Below are 19,128 nucleotides of genomic sequence, written 5' to 3' on the forward strand. Positions count from 1 at the left end.
CCCGGCATGGCGTCATGCCAATACCGGGAGCGCCTGGGTATTACTGGATGTTGGCGGACGCTTTACGCACCTGGTCGACGACCGACGCAGGCAGCGGGATGTAACCCATCGAGTCGGCGATGGTCTGGCCTTTGGTCAGGCTGTACTCGACCATTTCACGCATGGCCTTGGCCTTTTCCGGGTTGCCGTTGTCCTTGCGGAAGATCATCCAGGTGTAGGAAGTGATCGGGTAGGACTTGGCACCGTCAGGGTCCGGCAGCCAAGCCACCAGGTTTTCCGGCATGTTCACCGCAGCCAGTGCTTCGGCACCGCTCTCGGCATTCGGCACGACGTATTGGCCAGCCTTGTTCTGCAGCACGGCGAAGTCGACCTTGGCCAGCTTGGCGAAGCCGTACTCGATGTAGCCGATGGCACCTGGGGTCTGGCGGACGGTGGCGGTTACGCCATCGTTTTTCGGCGACTTGATGAACTTGTCGGTGGCCGGCCAGTTGACGGTGTTGCCTTCACCCAACCCTTGCTTGAAGTCAGCGTTGATGGCCGACAGGTGCTTGGTGAAGACCGCAGTGGTACCGCTGGAGTCGGCACGCACGACCACGGTAATCGGGGTGGCAGGCAGTTTCAGCTCAGGGTTGGCCGCGGCGATTTGCGGGTCGTTCCACTGGGTGATCTTGCCGAGGAAAATGTTGGAGTACACATCGCGCGGCAGCTTCAGCCCTTTCGGGTTGCCCGGCAGGTTGTAAGCCAGGACGATTTCACCGGCGGTCATTGGCAGCAACTGCACGCCTTCGCCAACCTTGGCAATGTCTGCTTCGCTCATGGCCGAGTCGCTGGCGGCGAAGTCGACGGTTTTGTTCAGGAAGTCCTGAACACCCGCCCCGCTCCCTTTGGACTGGTAGTCAACGGTGACGCCAGCGGTGTTCTTGCTGAAGTCCTTGAACCAGGTCAGGTAGATCGGTGCAGGGAAGCTGGCGCCGGAACCAGTCAGGCGGACGTTTTCTGCAGCAAAGGCTGCCGAAGTGGCGCAAAGGGAAACCGCAACGGCGAGTGCAGCAGACTTCATCAGGCGTTTCATCAAAAAGTGCTCCGTGTGATGGCCGGCACACTTTGCATCAGCTGTGTTACAGCTTTGTGACTGTTGAATGGCATCCGCGTGTTAGAGCGCTTTACCTGTGCCATGACGGCAACTTGATGTCATGCCTTGGTAACCGAAGCGGACTATCACTTGGCCATTTCCGCTAACGAGAGCCTTTGCCATGACCGCCACAGAACACGCCTTGATGCGGCGCATCCACCGCGAACTGCTTGACCACAGCGATGAAGAACTGGAACTGGAACTGGCCGAAGACGGCCATGACCTGAATGCGCTGTTTGATGAACATGTCGAGGATGGCAGCGAAAAAGCCGCACGCAGGACTTACTTTCGCGAGCTGTTCCGCCTGCAAGGGGAATTGGTAAAGCTGCAAAGCTGGGTGGTCAAGACCGGCCACAAGGTGGTGATCCTGTTCGAGGGCCGTGACGCGGCTGGCAAAGGTGGCGTGATCAAGCGCATCACCCAGCGCCTCAACCCCCGTGTCTGTCGGGTGGCCGCCCTGCCCGCCCCCAATGATCGCGAACGCACGCAATGGTACTTCCAGCGTTATGTTCCGCATTTGCCGGCGGCAGGCGAAATCGTGCTGTTCGACCGCAGCTGGTACAACCGTGCCGGCGTGGAAAAGGTCATGGGCTTTTGCAACGACGACCAGTACGAGGAGTTTTTCCGCACGGTACCGGAGTTCGAACGCATGCTCGCCCGCTCAGGCATCCAGCTGATCAAGTACTGGTTTTCCATTTCCGACCAGGAACAACACCTGCGCTTTCTCAGCCGCCTGCACGACCCGCTCAAGCAATGGAAGCTCAGCCCCATGGACCTGGAGTCACGCCGGCGCTGGGAGGCCTACACCAAGGCCAAGGAAATCATGCTCGAACGCACCCACATCGCCGAGGCACCCTGGTGGGTGGTACAGGCCGACGACAAGAAAAAAGCCCGGCTCAACTGCATCCACCACCTGCTGGGGCAAATGCCTTATGAAGAAGTGGAGGTGCCGATGATCGAGCTGCCGCAACGGGTCAGGAAGGAGGACTACATTCGCAACCCGACGCCGATGGATATCATCGTGCCGCAGATTTATTGACGCCTGTCAGCCCAACGCATTGGGGCCGCCTGGCGGCCCTTGGTTTTCTGCATGTATCAATGTTGCACTGGGCTCAACCAATTCCCGCGATATCCGCCTCGTCGGCATCCCGACAACGGTTGCGGCATGCACATTGAAACTCAGCTTCGGCGCGTGTCGGGTAGTGCAGGCTCAGACGCAGCTTTTCTTGCGTGTCATACAAGTCATAGCCCGCCGCCAATGTGGCGGGAAAGCCAAGGTTGCGTGGATAGATTTCTTTCTTGAGCGGCACCGCTGGAACCACCACAAAGCGCGTCTGCATGATCATCCCTCTCCCGGCAGTACCTAAGTATTAGTAGCAATGCGGGAAAGCATCAAGTTGACTCATGCAAACTTTGCTCTTTCGCCAGAATCAGTGAAGCAAACCCTTCAGTACCTTCAGCACGATGATTGCGCACAAGCCCAACAGGCAGACCACCCCGACGCCATAGAACAGCGTTCGCCAGGGCTGCACCCCCGCCAGATAGGCCCAAGTGTGCAGGGCCCTGGCGCAGGTGAACACGATGCTTAACCAGGCACCGAGCGCCGCCGGTGTGTCGAGGGCGATGGCCAAGCCACCAAGGGCGAAGAAGGACGGGATATTTTCCAGGTCATTGGCCCATGCCTTGGCTGCACGCAACACCTGCGGGCGTTCCGTGGCCTGTGCGGCGCGTTTGAATACAGCGGCGTCCTCCGGGTTGGTGAAGGCCACGAAACGCAAGCGGTGATAGCCCTGATAACAGGAAACCAACAACATCTTGAGAAACAGCACGACCACGCACAACGCGTACACCTGCAAGGCACCGCTCATGGCTGTCGCCCTCCGGCAACGCCTCGTATCACCAGGTACAACAACGGCCCCAGCGAAACGAAGACAACGGTCAGCAGCAGGTAAGGCAGCACCGCGACGCCGGCACTGCCCCGTAGTCGGTTGTCTTTGACCATCCACAGGCAAGCCAGCCCCGCCATGAGGTACAGGTCGATGACTACCTGGGCAGTGTCCGGCCGGGACAACAGCGCCAGCCCGAACGCCAGCAGTGATTGCTCGGCAATCAGCATCGTCCAGCCGGTATACAGCGAAAACAGCATCAGCACTGCCAGCGCGCAGATACGCAAGCCCATATCGTTCTCCTTGGTAGGGTTTGCGGGCACAGTAGTGGTAGGGTTGTTGGCGCTCAATGACCAGTGAGGTCATGTACATTGCACTCAAGGACGATCAGGCCACGCATGAATCAGCACCTGTTCCATCGCAATAGCCCTGCCCCACATACTTCGGCAGGCCAGCATCTACGCCACCTGCGTCGGCAGGCCAGCCTCAGCCAGCTGGACCTGGCGCTGCTGGCGGGGCTGTCGCAGCGCCATCTGAGCTGCGTGGAGACCGGCCGCGCCAGGGCCAGCCCGAGCACCTTGCATGCGCTGCTTTCGGCCCTTGGCGCGCCGTTGGAGCTGTGCAATGAAGTGTTCGTCGCTGCCGGCTACGCGCCCCGCTACGCGGCCTCGCCACTCGATGCGCCCGAGTTGGCGCTGGTGCATGCCGCCATTGAACACATCCTGCAGGTCAACAACCCCGCACCTGCGATCGTCATCGACAGCAACTGGGACGTCATCGCCGCCAATACCAGTACCGGGCTCTTGTTGGCGATGGCCGGCGTTACAGCACAGCCGGCCACAGGCCTCAACCTGCTGCAGACACTGCTCTGCCCCGGCGGCCTGGGCGATCATCTGGCCAATGCGCAAGAAATTCGCAGCGCTGCCTGGCAACGTGCGTCCAGGGAGGCGGCAGGCAACCCGGCGCTGGCAGAGCGCTTGGGCAAACTGCCGATTCCGGGCAGCCCGCTCGAAACGGCTGCCACACCAGTGCTGCTGACGCGTGTGCATAGCCCCTATGGCGAGCTGAGGTTCCTGTCCACGTTCACCACCTTCGGCATGCCGCTGGATATCACGGTGGAATCACTGCGCATCGAACACCTGATCCCCGCCGACCCACAGACCCGGCAGAGGATGCAGGCGGCGTTCGAGCAATGGTCGGCCGTTACAGCGTGAACGACAGCACCTGGCCAAGGAACCTGGCGCTTATCCGATACCCGGTTCCATCCAGGTCAAAGGGCTGGCACATGGCCCCCGTGGTCACCACATCACCTGCCTTCAAGGTCTCGCCGCGTTCGGCGGCATGTGCATAAAGGTGGGCCAGTGACACCAGCGGGTCGGTCGCCGCTTCGCCCGACAGGCCACGCGCCCGCAATTCACCGTCTACGTGCACCTCGGTGGTTTCGGCCAGGTCGGCCAACAGCGGTACAGCGATGCCTGCGCCCAGGCTGCTGCCGACCACCAGCGCCTCGAAGCCTACGTTGTCTGCCACAAAGCTCGGCCAGCCGACCGCCTTGCGGTCGACAAAGCGCGAGCGCACCACTTCGAAGGTGACGCAGGTAGCGCGGATGTCCTCACTGACCGGGGCCCGCCCAGCTTGTGGCGGGATATCACGGTCAAGCACGAAGGCGATCTCGCACTCGATGGTCACCGGTGTAATGGCCGGCAGTTGGATGTGTGCGCCATCCGCATGACAACGCCCCGCCTCCAGCTGGCCAATCAGTGGCCGCGACAAGTTGGCTGCTCGCATGGCTGCGGGGCTGCCGACGCCCAGCTTCCAACCTGCGCGCTGGCCAGCGGCAGCGGCAAACAACTGGTCCTGGCTGTCATAACCTTGCTTCAACGTCTCAGGCTTGAGGCTGGCGGGCAGTTCCGTCAGCAGGTCACCACTGCGCCAGTGCTGCATTAACAGGGCTGCGGTGCGTTGGTGTACGAAGAGCGAACTGTTCATCAAAACCTCATGGAAATGGGCGATGGCGGGCAACAGATGCTAGGGCCTGAAATTGATGAGGGTAAATATATTGTCATGATGCCTGGCATAACAAGCCGTTATGAATCGGCATGACGATCACTGATCCGTTGAAACCGGCTGCTTCAGCAACAGTACATAAGCCATCGCCGCCACTGCCGCCACCGCTGCACTGATCAGGAATGCCGAAGCGAACGACCCGGTCTGCTGGATGCTGAACCCGGTCACGATCGGTGCCACCGAGCCCGCCAGGTAGCCGCCGAAGTTCTGGATCGAGCCAAACGAGGCCACACGCTGGCTGTCAACCACCGTATTGGCGATCATCCAGGCGGTGGAGCTGGCCATGTTCACACTGAACAACGCGCAGCACAGCAATGCCACGCTGAGCATGAAACCGCTACCGAACGACAACGGAACGGTAAATGCCGCCGCCGCGAACAACGCCGTCACCACGACCCGCTTGCGGCTACCCAGCACGCTGGCGCCGTTTTTCACCAGGCGGTCGCAGATGCGTCCCGCGACAATGGTGCCCAGCGCACCGAACACATAGGCCAGCGAAACCACCCAGGCCGTCTGGTACAGGCTCAAGCCATGCTCACGTTCGAAGTAGCCCGGCAACCAGGTCAGGTGCAGCCACAGCATGTAGATCACCCCCATGAAGCCCAATACAGCGCCCCAGGTGCTCTTGTGGCGGAACAACTCGGCCCACGCCGCCAGTTGTGCCCGCAGGCTCGGCCTGGCACTTGCCTCCGGCTGTTTACACGCCTGGGTCGCCAGCAGCCGCTCACGCTCTTCGGCAGGCAGTTCGGCCAGGTAGCGCGCCTTGCTTTTGTAGAAGGCGAACCAGCAGGCGGCGACCAAGATGCCAAACACCCCGGTGACGATGAACATGCCGCGCCACCCCCAGGTGACCATCAGCAACGTGAGCAACGGCGGCGCCAGGCACGGCCCAATGCAGGTCGATGACAGTACGATGCCGGTCGGCGTCCCCCGCTTTTCGGCCTCGAACCATTCTGCCAGCGCCTTGGCCGCCGACGGGAACATCGGCGCTTCGCCAATCCCCAGCACCACCCGCAGCCCGATAAACGCTGAGAAACTGTTGATCAGGCCGGAAGCCGTCTGCGCCACCGACCAGCCCAACAAGGCCGCCCCCAGCGAGATCTTGCTGCCCAGGCGATCGATGATCATGCCCAGGGGCAGTTGCGAAAAGGCATACGCCAGGGAAAACGCCGACAGCAGAATGCCCATCTGTGACGGCGTGATACCCATGTCGCGCTGGATCGACGTGTTGGCGATCGACAGCGCACTGCGGTCGACATAGTTGATGATGCCAATCACCAGCAACAGGCTGACGGTGATGACCTGGTACTTTCTGAAGGGGTTCGCGCTGGCGACCGCTTCCGGCGAACCTGCAAGCTCGGCTTGCGCATATTTGCTATTCATGGGCGTTCACTTTTGTTGTTATTGGAAGAACCGCGAGTAACGGCTTACATGGACGCTGCAAGCAACCCCTGGTAGTCCTCGGCAGACGCTTCGCGCGGGTTGGTGCGGTGGCTGTGGTCGGCCAGCGCGCCCTGGATGATGCGCGGGAACAGGTCCTCGCTGACGCCCAGCTCGCGCAGCCCGGTCGGCAGGCCCAGCGTGCGGGTCATGTTGCGGATGGCCTCTTCGATCTGGCTGTCGTCCGCCAACCCCATCGCCTGGGCGATGCGTTGCATCTTGTGCTCGTCAAGCACCGTTTCGGCCTGGCGGTTGAAGGTGATGACGGCAGGCAGGAAGATCGCATTGAGGGTACCGTGATGCAGGCGCGGGTTGATCCCGCCCAGCGCATGGCTAAGGCTGTGCACGCAGCCCAGGCCCTTCTGGAAAGCCAACGCACCTTGCAGCGAGGCACTCATCATGTTGATGCGCCCGTCCAGGTTGCCCGGTTCGCGGGTGGCGCTCTCGATGAAGCGCCAGGCGCGCCACAGGCCGTCAAGGGCAATACCGTCGGCAGGCGGGTTGAATACAGGGGCCATGAAGGTTTCCAGGCAGTGGGCAATCGCATCCATGCCAGTGGCAGCCGTGAGCTGTGCCGGCAGGCCAAGGGTCAACGCCGGGTCACAGATGGCAGCCTTGGGCACCACATGGGGCGAGATCACCCCCACCTTGCGCCCGTCATCCAGAATCAGGATGGCGCCCCGCCCTACCTCGCTGCCCGTGCCGGCGGTGGTCGGTACCGCAATCACCGGCGCGGTTGCCGGGGTGATGCGGGCCAGGCCGCCCTCGATCACCGCAAAGCTTTTCAAGGGGCCATCGTGTCGGGCACACACCGCCACCCCTTTGGCCAGGTCGATCGCCGAACCGCCGCCAATGGCGATGATGCCGTCACAGCCGCACTCCTTGAACATGGCCACGGCTTCACGCACGGCATTCTCGTTGGGGTTGGGTGGCGTACCGTCATAGATCGGCAGTTGCGCGGTGCTGTCGCCGAAGGTGTTCAACGCCGTATCGACAATACCGGCAGCGCGCACGCCTCGGTCGGTCACGATCAAAGGCCTGGTTATACCAATGCGCTCGCACTCGGCAGGCAAGCGGGCGATGGCGCCGATTTCGAATTGAATCTGGGTGACGTAGTTGATCAGGGACATAAGGCTTGGCAGGCTCCTGGCTTTATTGTTCTGGGCGTCTCAACCGCAAGGGAAGCGACGCTGTGCAGCGCCAGTATAGGAATGCACGGCTGGCCATGGTATTGAGAACAATCCATATCGGTATAACCAGGATGCATACCCGATGACCCCCTCGCTCAATTCGATCATGTCCCGCCTGCACGCCCGCCACCTGCGCTTGTTGATCGAGCTGGACGAGCACCGCTCGCTGCTCGGTGCAGCAGGCAGCGTCGGGCTTACCCAGCCTGGTGCCAGCAAGGCATTGCAGGAAATCGAAACCACCTTCGGCACCGTGCTGTTCAACCGCACCAACCGCGGGCTGGAGCCTACGGCCGCGGGGCACTGCGCCATCCGCTACGCCCGCGTGGTACAGACTGATATCGCCAACCTGCGGCATGACCTGGATGCCATCCTGCGTGGGGTTGGCGGCCGGCTGGCGGTGGGGGCGATCATGGGCGCCGTGCCGTTGCTGATGAAAGCCGTGTCTCAGCTGGCCGGCATCCAGCCGCAGATGTCGTTCGAAATCATCGAGGACACCAGCCAGTCATTGCTGGCGCAGATCGAGAGCGGCCGCCTGGACATCGCCCTGTGCCGCACCAGCGTCAGCAACACGCCACAGTTGTTCGCCAGCACCTTTGTCCAGGATGAGACGCTGGCGGTCATCGCCAACATCGACCACCCGTTAAAGCATGCGGCAAGCCTGAGCCTTGACGAGCTGGCCGAGAGCCGCTGGATCGTGTACCGGGCCAACATGCCGATGCGCGTGCAACTGGAGCGCGAGTTCCACGATGCCGGGCTGCGCTTCCCGCTGCACCTGGTTGAAACCACCTCGATCCTGGCAACCTTGTCGTTGTTGCAAAACCGCCCTGACTTCGTCGCTCTGGTGTCGATCGACGTGGCCCGGCAATGTGCGATGAATCAACAGGTCAGCATTCTGCCCCTGAGCATGGGCTCGGTCAGCGACCCCTACGAGCTGGTTACCCGTAAAGGCAGCCAGGCGACACCGGCCATGGACAAGCTCAGTGAACTGCTGCTGTTGCAGGGCCGACAGTGCAACAACAGTTAGTTGGGTTTTCAGGCAGATACCCCTCGAAACACTAAGCTAAAAGCCTGATTTCATTGGCTTTAAAGGTTGGCACAGCAGCTGCAACGTGAAGGTATCCGCCTACACGACGAGTTGCTCATGCCTGCCCCTACCGTATCCGCCAACTACGAAATCCGCACGCCAGCGGCGCACATCATTCGCGATGACGCCGAGGCGCTTGCCGTCGCCCATCAAGTCGCCGAACTGCTGCGCGAGGGCGCAGCCGAACGCGACCGCAACCGCGAAGTACCGGTCGACATCGTCGACGCCTTTTCCAACAGCGGGCTATGGGGCATCACCGTGCCGCGGGCCTACGGTGGCGCCGAAGTATCGTTCGCCACGCTTGCCCGCGTGATCGCCATCGTCTCCGCTGCCGACCCATCCCTTGGGCAAATTCCGCAAAACCACTATTGCCTGCTCGAAGACATACGCCTGCAAGGCACGCCAGAGCAGCAACGCTACTTCTACGATCTGGTATTGCAAGGGCACCGATTTGCCAACGCCCTGTCGGAAACCGGCGGCAAAACCGTCCAGGACATTCGCACACGCCTGGTCGCCGAGGGCGATGGCTACCGCATCGACGGGCGCAAAGGCTACTGCACCGGCTCGCTGTACGCCCATTGGCTCGGCGTGCTGGCCCTGGACGAGCAGGACCGTGCCCAACTGGCCTTCGTGCAACGAGGCAGCGCCGGCCTGGTGATCGTCGATGACTGGAGCAGCATGGGCCAGCGCACCACGTCCAGCGGCACGGTGCTGCTCGACGGCCTGCGGGTGCCGGCATTCAACCTGTTCCCCAGCTACCGCTCCTACGAAAGCCCGACCCTCGCCGGCCCCTTCGCTCAGTTGACCACAGCGGCCATCGACGCCGGCATCGGCCGCGCAGCGCTGGACGACACCCTCGCCTTCGTGCGTGAGCATGCCCGGCCGTGGATCGATGCCCAGGTCGACAAGGCCAGCGAAGACCCATTGACCATCATCCAGGTCGGCTCGCTGGAGATTCGTCAGGAAGCCGCCGAAGCCCTGCTCGAACGTGCAGGCCAGGCCCTGGATGCGGCCAAACCCGCCCCTGATGAAAACAACGTGGCCCTGGCTTCGATTGCAGTGGCCAAGGCCAAGGTACTGACCACCGAGGCCGCCATCGAAGCCAGTAACCGCCTGTTCGAACTGGGCGGCACGCGCTCGTCGCTGACCCGGCACAATCTCGACCGCCACTGGCGCAACGCCCGCGTGCACACCCTGCACGACCCGGTGCGCTGGAAGTACCACCTGGTCGGTAACTGGGCACTGAACGGCGTCAAGCCGCCTCGCCATGACTGGAACTGAGGCCACGCCAATGAATGACCTGCTGACCAACGTCGACTGGGCGGAAATCGCCCAGGCCTGCCTGGAAACGCTCAGCATGCTGGGCGCCGCACTGGGCTTTACCGTGCTCTTCGGCCTGCCCCTTGGCGTACTGCTGTACCTGACCGGGCAGCGCCAGTTACTGGCGCACGGCCCGCTGTACCGAAGCCTGTCGGTGGTGGTCAACGTGCTGCGCTCGCTGCCGTTCATCATCCTGCTGATCGTGCTGATTCCGCTGACCACCCTGCTGACCGGCACGTCGCTGGGCGTGAAGGGCACCATCCCGCCGCTGGTGGTCGGCTGCACGCCATTCTTCGCCCGCCTGGTAGAAACCGCGCTGCGCGAAGTGGACCGTGGCCTGGTCGAAGCCAGCCAGGCCATGGGCGGCAGCATCGCGCAGATCATCCGCTACACCTTGCTGCCCGAAGCGCGCACCGGGCTGATCGCGGCGGTCACCGTCACCGCCATCGTGCTGGTCGACTACACCGCCATGGCCGGTGTGATCGGCGGCGGCGGCCTGGGCGACCTGGCGATCCGCTTCGGCTACCAACGCTTCCAGACCGATGTGATGGTGGTCACCGTGCTGCTGCTGATCCTGCTGGTGCAGGTGCTGCAGATGAGCGGTGACCGCCTGGTAAGACACTTCACCCGCCGCTGAACCCCGACTCTTCTCAGGTACTGACCATGAAAAAGACCCTCACCGCCCTCGCCGCTTTCCTCGCCTTCAGTGCCCAGGCCGCCGAACACCTGGTGGTTGGCGCCACGCCGGTACCGCATGCGGAAATCCTCGAGTTCGTCAAACCGGCCCTGGCCAAGCAAGGGGTCGACCTGGACATCAAAGTGTTCAACGACTTCATCCAGCCCAACCTGCAACTGGCGCAGAAGAACCTGGACGCCAACTACTACCAGTACCGGCCATTCCTCAACGACTTCAACAAGACCCGGCACACCGACCTGGTGCCGGTGGTAGGCGTGCACATCGAGCCATTCGGCGCCTATTCGGCCAAGTACAAAACCCTTGCCGAGCTGCCCGATGGCGCCAGCGTCGCCATTCCCAACGACCCGGTGAACACTGGCCGTGCCCTGGTACTGCTGGCCGAGGCCGGGCTGCTCACGCTGAAAGACCCGGCCAACCCGCAGTCCACTCAGCGCGACATTACCGACAACCCCCACCACCTGAAGATCCGCGAACTGGAAGGCGCCATGCTGGCCCGCTCGGTGAAACAGGTCGACCTGGCCTTCGTTTTCGCCAACTACGCACTGGAGGCCGGCATCGATACCAACAGCGCGCTGATTGTTGAAAAAGGCAAGGACCTGTACGTGGAATACCTGGTCGCCCGCCCCGACAACCTGCAGGACCCGGGTATCCAGAAGCTGGCCAAGGCACTCAATTCCCCTGAAGTGCGCAACTTCATCCTGACCCGCTACAAAGGCCAGATCGCCCCTGGTTTCTGACCCCTGACGCCCTCTGGTGACGGAGGGCATGGAACCCGAACATGAGCCGTTACCAGCAGCAAATCCAGCCAACCGACGCGCACCTGTGCCTGCGCGGCATCCACAAACGCTATGGCGCCGTCAGCGCGCTCGACGCCATCGACCTGCAAGTGCGCCGGGGCGAGGTGTTCGGCATCATCGGCCGCAGCGGCGCGGGCAAGTCCTCGCTGCTTCGCCTGCTCAACCGCCTGGAAGCACCCAGCGCCGGCCAGGTACTGATCGACGGCCAGGACATCGCCGGGCTGCAAGGCAAGCCCTTGCACGCGCTGCGGCGCAAGGTGGCGATGATCTTCCAGCACTTCAACCTGCTGGCCAATAGCACGGTCGCCCAGAACATCGAGCTGCCAATGCGCATGGCCGGGGTGCCGCAAGCACAGCGCAGCGCCCGGGTGGCGGAGCTGTTGCGCCTGGTCGGCCTGGCCGGCCGTGGCGGCGCCTACCCCGCGCAACTGTCCGGCGGCCAGAAGCAGCGCGTCGGCATTGCTCGGGCGCTGGTGCTGGAGCCGCAGATTCTGCTGTGCGACGAAGCGACGTCGGCGCTGGACCCGGAAAGCACCCAGGCGATCCTCGACCTGCTGCGCAGCATCAACCAGCGGCTGGGCCTGACCATCGTCCTGATCACCCACGAAATGCAGGTAATCCGTGATCTGTGCGACCGTGTAGCGGTACTGGAACAAGGCCGCATCGTCGAAACGGGCGCGGTGTGGGAAGTGTTCGGCAACCCGCAGCACGCCGTCAGCCGCACGTTGCTCGGCGAGGCCGCGCCTGCAGCACAGGCCATTGCTGCCGACAAACGCTACCTCGACCTGCACTACACCGGCGGCAAAGGGCTGAAGCCCGATCTGGCGGCCATCGGTGCCGCGCTGGGCGATGGGGTGAGCCTGTTCTCGGGCACGATCGCCTCTATCCAGGGGCGGTTCCTTGGGCAACTGCGCCTGGCCATCGCCAGCGCGACGCCAGACGACGAGCTGTTGCGCCAGGCCAGGTTGCTGGCAGACCGCGCCGACTGGGCCTGATCAGCGCAGCGCCTGGTCGAGGTCGCGCTGTAGCGAGCCGACCTCTTCCAGGCCCACGTGCAGGCGCACCAATGCACCACGCACCGGGGTTGCGAAGCTGCGCTCACCCAGCTCGGCCAGGGTCACCAGGCTCTCGTAGCCACCCCAGGAGGCACCGATGCCGAACAGGCGCAGGCGATCGATGAACGCTTCTGCCCGGCCCAGGCTGGCGTCGGCCAGTTCGAGGCTGAGCAGGCCATTGCTGCCCTTGAAGTCGCGGCGCCACAGGGCATGCCCCGGGTGCTCCGGCAACGCCGGGTGATACACCCGCGCCACGTCCTCGCGTGCCTGGAGCCACTGGGCGATCTCCAGGCCCTGGCGCGCGTGCACGACCATGCGGCTGGCCAGGCTGCGCGCCCCACGCAGCACCAACCAAGCATCGTCCGGGCTGACCGTGCAGCCGCAGGTATCGCTGCTGCGCGACAACGCGGCGAAGGCCTCTTGGGTGGTGCACACGCTGCCCATCATCACGTCGCTGTGCCCGCCCACGTACTTGGTCAGGGCCATCACCGAGATGTCTGCGCCCAATGCCAACGGCTGGTACAAGTAACCCGAACCCCAGGTGTTGTCGACCGCCAGCAGGATCCCGCGCGGCTTGCACAACGCAGCCATGGCCGGCAGGTCATTGAGCTCGTACAGCAACGAACTCGGGCTCTCGCTGTAGACCATGCGGGTGTTCGGGCGCAACGCGGCCTCCAGGCCGTGGCCATCGGCGGCGAAATAGCTGACTTGCACACCGAACGGCTGCAGCAGCTCGCGCGCCAGGCGCCGCACCGGGCCATACACCCCATCGCTGAGCAGCACATGGTCGCCGGGGCGCAAGTAGGCGAGAAAGGCCTGAGTGATGGCTTGCAGCCCGGTAACGAACAACTTGCAGCGGTAGCCGCCTTCCAGTTCGCTGACCAGGTCTTCGAGGGCAAAGGCCGTGGGGTTGCCACGGGCACCGTAGCTGAGCACCCGTTGCTGGTCCCGATGGCTGCGCGCTTCACGCTGTTCGGCGACGCTGTCGAACAGCACGGTGCTCAGGCGGCTGACCGGTGGGTTGACGCCGTGGGCCCCTTGGCCCGATTCGCCACGCCCGGCATGCACCAGCCGTGTAGCGATCGGGTCGCTGTGCGTCAGGGGGGTGAAGCTGGCAACCTCGGCGGCGCTCATCTGTGCGATCAGCCCGGTCTCCCAGGCCAGGTAGCGGCGTGCCGCCTCCTTGTTGCCGGCGTGTCGGTCATGGACGAAGAACAGGAAATCGATGCAGGCGGCGTCTGGCAACGAGGTGTCGTCCGCGGCCTGCGGCCACTCGGCCAGCAACGCCTGGGGGAACAGGCGCGCAGCGCGACGTTGTGTATCTGGCAGTTCGCTGGCAGCCAACTCGGCGACGCGAGGGTCGTCGGCAATGAACACCAGGCGCCCAGACTGCTCACGCACCTGCTCGGCCAGCCCTGGGCGGATCGCCCACTGCGCGCCGCGCAGGTGGCGCTGGCGGTAGGCCGTGCTCGGGCGCAGGTCCAGCAGCAAGGCGCCCTCCAGTTCTGCAGCGCTGGCTTCGGCCAAGGTTACCGCCAGCGGCGGCTGTGCCGGCAATGCCAAGCCACTGCCCAGGCCGCCTTCGAGGACGTACGCATCATGCCCCATCTGCCGCAGCCAGCTGGCCACCACCGGGGCACGCACGCCGTCGCCATCGAACAGCACCACGCGCGCCTTGCGCACGCCAATGTACAAGTCGGTGCCCTGCACCAGTTGCCCGCCTGGGCAATGCTGCGCGCCGGGCAGGCTGCCAGCGGTGAACTCCTCCGGGGTGCGCACATCGCACAGGAACAGCGTGCGTTGTGCGTCCTGCTGCCAGGCCTGTACCTGCGCCGCTGCCACCCACTGCACCCCGGCCTTGTGCGCCAACCCCGTGGCGCGTGCCCGTTGCCGCCCCAGTGCCTGGCCGCTATGCGGCGGATACCCGCGTCGCCCCCCGTGCTCCAGTGGCAGGTCGACCAGGTACCAGCCCTGGGTGCCGTTCTCCAGGGCATAGACCGGGTTGTCGATGCCGAGGTTGATCAGGGTTTGCGCGCCGATGATGCTGCGGGTACGCCCTGCGCAGTTGATCACCACCGGTGTTTGGGGGTCATGCACCAGGTCCTCCAGGCGGTAGCCCAGTTCACCGTTGGGGCAGCAGGTGGCGCCGGGGATGTTCATCTTGGCGAACTCGTCCAGTGGCCGGCCATCGAGCAGTACCAGCGGCTTGCCCTGGCGTTGCCATTCGGCCAGCTCCTGGGCGCTGATGCGTGGGGTGTGGCAGGCATGTTCGACCAGTTCGCCAAAGGCCTTGGAGGGCAGGTGCACACCGGCGAACAATTCAAAGCCAGCGGCCTGCCAGCCCTGGCTACCGCCTTCGAGCCAATGCACGGCCTTGTAGCCCAGCGCCTGCAGGCGCTGCACGCCGCGCTGCGCCAGTTCGCCGCCGGTTGCGTCGTAGACCACCAGACGCACCAGCGGGTTGGGCGCCAGGCGCGGGGCCTCGATTTCCAGCCGGCTGTACGGCAGGTTCACGGCGTAGAACAGGTGAGCTTCGCCGTACTGGCCGTGCTCGCGCAGGTCGAACAGGGCGATTTCGTGGCCGTCGAACAGCCAGTCATGCAGTAGCGCGGGGGTGATGCTGGGAGTCATGGGACGCAGTCCGTGGTCGTTTGCAGGGTTGAGCTCAGGCAATACGGATCAAAGGCCGTATGCCGCGATCGAAGGCGCCATCTGTGATTTGTTGTAGTTCACCACGCTGCCGTCGTCCTTGACCCCGTAACGGTTCTCCAGCGACTCCAGCGGCCGACCATAAAGGTGAAAGTGCAAGGTCGGCTGATCTCCCTCCACACGAATGCCATGCAGGTCTTCACCCAGGAACGCCACGGAGGTCCCTGGCTGCACCACGATCTCCTGCTCCAGCGCCAGGCGTGCACGGGCCGGGTCGCTGCCGTCATCTTCGCGGCGATACACCCGGTTCAGTTCCTGCCCCTCGACGGCAACGATGATTGCCCACGTCTCATGGTTGTGTGGCAGGGTCGCCTTGCCCGGCAGCAGCGAGTTGACGTACAGGGTCGGCGACTCGCCATCATCGTTCAGGCGGTAGCGGAACTGGGTCTCGCCGGTGGTCGCGTCCGGTGCCGGGAAGCGCTCGAAATTGAACAGTTCGCGGCGCTCGGCAAGGCCTTCGAGCAAGCGGACGATCTGCTGCAGGGCGGCGCGGTCGACACCACGCTCATGGATAGCGCGCACTTGCGCCAGAAACGGCTGGATCACGGATTCACGGGACATTATCGGTTTCTCTTCTTGGCTAGCGGAGGTCACACGCTGAGGCTGTAGCGCCCCAGGTTGCTGAAAACATCGGGCGCCGGGCGGCTCGGGCGTTGGCCGCCCTCACCCAGCGCATGCTGCAGAAAGGCACGGGTACGCTCGTGTTGCGGGGCGCGGAACAGTTGTTCGGCGCTGCCATGCTCGACGATCCGGCCATGCTCGGTGAAATACACCTGGTCGCTGATCTCTTCGGCAAAGCGCATTTCATGGGTGACCAGCACGCAGGTCATGCCTTCCTCGGTCAGCTCACGGATCACCGCCAGCACTTCGCCAACCATCTCTGGGTCCAGCGCCGAGGTCACTTCATCGAACAGGATCAACCTGGGCCGCATCACCAAGGCACGGGCAATGGCAACACGCTGCTGCTGGCCACCCGACAGCTCACCTGGGAAGGCTGCTGCCTTGTGGCCCAGGCGCACCTTGTCGAGCAGCGCCAGGGCCTGCTCGCGGGCCTCGGCGCGGTTGCGCCCAAGCACCTTGGTCGGGGCGATCAGCAAATTGTCCAGCACACTCAAATGGGGAAACAGGTTGTATTGCTGGAAGACGAAGCCCACCTGTTTGCGCAGGGCAATCAGCTCCGCCTCGCCGCGCAAACGCTCGACCTGGGTACCACCAATGCAGATGCTGCCACGCTGCGGCCGCAGCAGGCCGGTCATGCAGCGAAGGATGGTCGACTTCCCCGAGCCGGACGGGCCGATGATCGACACCGCCTGGCCCGCCTGCACATCAAGGTCGATGCCACGCAACACCGGGTTGTCGGCAAAAGCCAGGTGCACGTCGCGCAACTGGATCAAGGGTTCAGAAGGCATAGCGGCGCTCCAGGCGTTGGGTCAGGCGGGCAATGGGGTAGCAGTAGGCGAAGAACAACGCCAGCACGCTGAAGTACACCAGCACGGTGAAGCCGCTGCGGTTGACGGTGTTGGCGGCAATCTGCGCGCTGTCGATCAGGTCGTGCACCCCCACCAGCGAAGCCAGCGCGGTGCCCATGGTCACTACCGCGTACAAGTTCATCCAGGGCGGCAACATGCGCCGCAGGCACTGCGGCAGAATGATCGAACGGAAGATCTGCACGCGGCTGAAGGCCAGCGAACGCGCAGCCTCCCACTGGGTAGCCGGGATAGAAGCCACCGCACCACGGAAAATCTCGGCAACGTTGGCACTGGCAGGCAGGGCCAGGCCGATCGTGACCTTGAGCCAGTCGGGAAAGGCCAGCCAGGTGCCGGCCACCTGGATTTCGAACGGGAACACGTACGAGGTGAAGTAGATCAGCACCAGCCACGGCGCGTTACGGAACACCTGCACCCACAGCCGTGCGACACCGCGCAGTGGCGCCAAGGGCGACAGCGACAGAACGCCTATCAGCAAGCCCAGCAATGTGCCCAGGCCAATGGCGCCAACGCTGATCTGGATGTTCTGCAACAGGCCCGCCCCCAGGGTCGGTGACCAATGCCACAGTGTGGCGAGGTTCTCAATGGCCATAACCCGGCATCCTCAGGCGCGCTTCCACGGCGCGACCGGCACAATTGACAGCGAAGCTGAGCAGGCCGTAGAACGCCAGGATCAGAATCATCAGTTCGATGACATTGTCGCCCTGGGTCCAGATCATGATCGAGGCATAGGTAATATCGTTGACAGCGATCGCCGACGCCACGGCGGTCATCTTCACCAGGTCGATAAGGTTGTTGACCAGCGCCGGCAAGGCAAAGCGCACGGCCAGCGGCAGCTGTACCTGCAGCAGTTGCTGGCGGCGGCTGAAGGCCAGTGAGCTGGCCGCCTCCAGGGTCACTGCCGGCACCGCCTCGATGCCGGCGCGCAAGGCCTCGGCGTGAAACGCCCCTTTGTGCAGGGATATCACCAGCACCACCCAGGCAAAGGGCGTCATCGGGTTGGCGTTGCCCAGGCTCTGGTTGATCAGCATGTTCAGCACCAGGAACGCGCAGTACAACTGCACCAGCGTCGGCGTATTACGAGTGACCTCGATAAAGGCCCGCGCCGGCCAGGCCAACCAGCGACGTGCGGACGTAAGCGCCGCCGCCAGCAAGACGCCAACCACAAGGCTGCCGACCACGCTGAACAGGCACAGGTAGACCGTGGTCAACGCGCCCTCGAGCAGTTTGCCGCTGGCGTAGGTTCGAACAGAAAGCCGTAATTCAGGCCAAGCCGGGCGAGCTGCCCGACCAGCCCGTGCAGAACCTCGCTCATCAGGCGCCTTCGCCCTGCAACTTGGCACGCAGTTCCACCAACGCCGGCGAGGCCGGGGTGATGTGGTTGGCCTGCTCACGCTCGATCAGCCAGCCGCTGCGGTGCCACTGCTTGACGAACGGGTCTAGGCGCTGCTGGGTGTCGGTCTCACCCAGGCGCGTCCAGATCACCGATGGCGCCGGGTTGAGTTCGGGGGCCAGGGCGCGGTAGCCGCTCCACTCGCCACCTTTGGCCAGCAGCGGGTTGATCAGCGTGGCATCGTGCACGGCAGCCACGCAGTTGTTGCCACGCAGGGCCAGCAGCGATTCGGCCGAGGTCTTGAAGGCTTTGATGTCGGCACCCAGCTCCACCAGCGCCTGGGTGTAGCTGCTGCCCTGCGAAGTGCACACCGGCTGGCCCTTGAGCCCGGCCCAGGTGTTGATCGGGCTGTCCTTGGCCAGCGCCGCGGTACCGCCCACGCGGTAGAACGGCGTGGGCACGTGGCCCAGCAACTTGTCGCGCTCGGGGGTCCATTCCATGTTGGCGATCAGCAGGTCGACCTTGCCCTGCTGCAGGAACTGCACACGGTTGGCCGGCTGCACCGCAATGAGGTCGACCGCCACGCCCAGCTGGCGCGCCAGGTCACGCGCAAGGTCGACGCTGAAACCGACCGGTTCGCGGGTGGCTGGGTCGATGGCCCCGAACGGGCCACCGGACAACACCACGCCCACGGCCAGCTTGTGGCGTTGCTGGACCTTGTCCAGGGTGGCATCGGCCTGGGCCAGGCCGCTGGCGGCCAGCGTGGTGGTGGCCAGCAACGATGCGAGCAGCCCGCGACGGGCAATGGTGGACAGCGACATGATGGGGGTTCCTCGTCCCGGCAGCCGGAACACCCGGCCAATGAGCGCGCATGCTAGAAAGTTGCAGGGATGAGGGGAAATTCAAATATCGCCTATCGTTATAACACTGA

At 63.8% G+C, this 19,128-nt stretch carries 19 protein-coding genes and 1 pseudogene; 7 read left to right on the forward strand and 13 right to left on the reverse strand.

Annotated elements, in window-relative coordinates:
- Positions 1–40: 40 nt before the first annotated feature.
- Positions 41–1,072 carry a phosphate ABC transporter substrate-binding protein PstS gene (gene pstS, locus APH35_RS05665; protein ID WP_012272768.1) on the reverse strand — a complete coding sequence of 344 codons (1,032 nt, stop codon included), beginning with the start codon at positions 1,070–1,072 and terminating at the stop codon, positions 41–43.
- Between the two features lie 181 nt (positions 1,073–1,253).
- Between pstS and ppk2 the strand changes: the two genes are divergently transcribed.
- A complete protein-coding gene (gene ppk2, locus APH35_RS05670) occupies positions 1,254–2,171 on the forward strand; it encodes a polyphosphate kinase 2 (RefSeq protein ID WP_012272769.1) in 918 nt (305 codons plus the stop codon).
- 73 nt (positions 2,172–2,244) lie between these two features.
- Here ppk2 and APH35_RS05675 read toward each other — a convergent pair whose 3' ends face one another.
- The 3 genes from APH35_RS05675 to APH35_RS05685 form a co-directional block, all read right to left on the reverse strand.
- Positions 2,245–2,478, reverse strand: coding sequence for a hypothetical protein (locus APH35_RS05675; protein WP_012272770.1), 234 nt, complete (start codon positions 2,476–2,478; stop codon positions 2,245–2,247).
- A gap of 84 nt (positions 2,479–2,562) precedes the next feature.
- Positions 2,563–3,000, reverse strand: coding sequence for an MAPEG family protein (locus APH35_RS05680; protein WP_060493511.1), 438 nt, complete (start codon positions 2,998–3,000; stop codon positions 2,563–2,565).
- Positions 2,997–3,311: a hypothetical protein gene (locus tag APH35_RS05685; RefSeq protein WP_060514378.1), complete on the reverse strand. Its 315-nt coding sequence runs from the start codon at positions 3,309–3,311 to the stop codon at positions 2,997–2,999. Before APH35_RS05685 ends, APH35_RS05680 begins: the two co-directional genes overlap by 4 nt.
- Before the next feature lie 105 nt (positions 3,312–3,416).
- On the opposite strand from APH35_RS05685, the gene APH35_RS05690 reads away from it, so the two are divergent.
- Positions 3,417–4,232 (forward strand): helix-turn-helix domain-containing protein, encoded by an 816-nt coding sequence (locus APH35_RS05690; protein ID WP_012272773.1) that lies wholly within the window; start codon positions 3,417–3,419, stop codon positions 4,230–4,232.
- On the opposite strand, the gene APH35_RS05695 is transcribed toward APH35_RS05690, so the two are convergent.
- From APH35_RS05695 to APH35_RS05705, 3 genes are all read right to left on the reverse strand, one after another.
- Positions 4,222–5,007 carry a 2-keto-4-pentenoate hydratase gene (locus APH35_RS05695; protein WP_012272774.1) on the reverse strand — a complete coding sequence of 262 codons (786 nt, stop codon included), beginning with the start codon at positions 5,005–5,007 and terminating at the stop codon, positions 4,222–4,224. The genes APH35_RS05690 and APH35_RS05695 overlap by 11 nt on opposite strands.
- A gap of 117 nt (positions 5,008–5,124) precedes the next feature.
- Positions 5,125–6,468 (reverse strand): MFS transporter, encoded by a 1,344-nt coding sequence (locus APH35_RS05700; protein WP_060514379.1) that lies wholly within the window; start codon positions 6,466–6,468, stop codon positions 5,125–5,127.
- 44 nt (positions 6,469–6,512) lie between these two features.
- Positions 6,513–7,655, reverse strand: coding sequence for an iron-containing alcohol dehydrogenase (locus APH35_RS05705; protein ID WP_060514380.1), 1,143 nt, complete (start codon positions 7,653–7,655; stop codon positions 6,513–6,515).
- Positions 7,656–7,797: 142 nt separating this feature from the next.
- Between APH35_RS05705 and APH35_RS05710 the strand changes: the two genes are divergently transcribed.
- From APH35_RS05710 to APH35_RS05730, 5 genes are all read left to right on the forward strand, one after another.
- Complete coding sequence (locus APH35_RS05710; protein WP_060514381.1) at positions 7,798–8,739, forward strand: LysR family transcriptional regulator; 942 nt, start codon at positions 7,798–7,800, stop codon at positions 8,737–8,739.
- 117 nt (positions 8,740–8,856) lie between these two features.
- Positions 8,857–10,080: an SfnB family sulfur acquisition oxidoreductase gene (locus tag APH35_RS05715; protein WP_060514420.1), complete on the forward strand. Its 1,224-nt coding sequence runs from the start codon at positions 8,857–8,859 to the stop codon at positions 10,078–10,080.
- A gap of 10 nt (positions 10,081–10,090) precedes the next feature.
- On the forward strand, positions 10,091–10,756 hold the full coding sequence (locus tag APH35_RS05720) for a methionine ABC transporter permease (protein WP_060493507.1): 666 nt from the start codon (positions 10,091–10,093) through the stop codon (positions 10,754–10,756).
- A 26-nt stretch (positions 10,757–10,782) separates the two neighbouring features.
- Positions 10,783–11,553: a MetQ/NlpA family ABC transporter substrate-binding protein gene (locus APH35_RS05725; protein ID WP_012272780.1), complete on the forward strand. Its 771-nt coding sequence runs from the start codon at positions 10,783–10,785 to the stop codon at positions 11,551–11,553.
- Between the two features lie 41 nt (positions 11,554–11,594).
- On the forward strand, positions 11,595–12,608 hold the full coding sequence (locus tag APH35_RS05730; protein WP_060514382.1) for a methionine ABC transporter ATP-binding protein: 1,014 nt from the start codon (positions 11,595–11,597) through the stop codon (positions 12,606–12,608).
- Here APH35_RS05730 and metC read toward each other — a convergent pair whose 3' ends face one another.
- The 6 genes and pseudogenes from metC to APH35_RS05760 all read right to left on the reverse strand — a co-directional run bounded on the left by metC (position 12,609) and on the right by APH35_RS05760 (position 19,018).
- Positions 12,609–15,299, reverse strand: a complete 2,691-nt coding sequence (gene metC / locus APH35_RS05735) for a cystathionine beta-lyase (RefSeq protein WP_060514383.1) — start codon at positions 15,297–15,299, stop codon at positions 12,609–12,611.
- Between the two features lie 48 nt (positions 15,300–15,347).
- The gene (locus tag APH35_RS05740; protein WP_060493504.1) at positions 15,348–15,938 is read right to left on the reverse strand and encodes a cysteine dioxygenase family protein; all 591 of its coding nucleotides are present in this window, start codon (positions 15,936–15,938) and stop codon (positions 15,348–15,350) included.
- Between the two features lie 29 nt (positions 15,939–15,967).
- On the reverse strand, positions 15,968–16,786 hold the full coding sequence (locus tag APH35_RS05745; protein WP_060514384.1) for an amino acid ABC transporter ATP-binding protein: 819 nt from the start codon (positions 16,784–16,786) through the stop codon (positions 15,968–15,970).
- Complete coding sequence (locus APH35_RS05750) at positions 16,776–17,456, reverse strand: amino acid ABC transporter permease (protein ID WP_012272785.1); 681 nt, start codon at positions 17,454–17,456, stop codon at positions 16,776–16,778. Before APH35_RS05750 ends, APH35_RS05745 begins: the two co-directional genes overlap by 11 nt.
- A pseudogene (locus APH35_RS05755) lies at positions 17,446–18,179 on the reverse strand (ABC transporter permease subunit). The gene APH35_RS05750 and the pseudogene APH35_RS05755 overlap by 11 nt, the downstream one beginning before the upstream one ends.
- Positions 18,179–19,018, reverse strand: a complete 840-nt coding sequence (locus tag APH35_RS05760) for a transporter substrate-binding domain-containing protein (RefSeq protein WP_060514385.1) — start codon at positions 19,016–19,018, stop codon at positions 18,179–18,181. Before APH35_RS05760 ends, APH35_RS05755 begins: the two are co-directional and overlap by 1 nt.
- Positions 19,019–19,128 lie beyond the last annotated feature (110 nt).

Origin of the sequence: Pseudomonas sp. NBRC 111132, assembly GCF_001320565.1 — a bacterium.
Classification (GTDB): domain Bacteria; phylum Pseudomonadota; class Gammaproteobacteria; order Pseudomonadales; family Pseudomonadaceae; genus Aquipseudomonas; species Aquipseudomonas putida_P.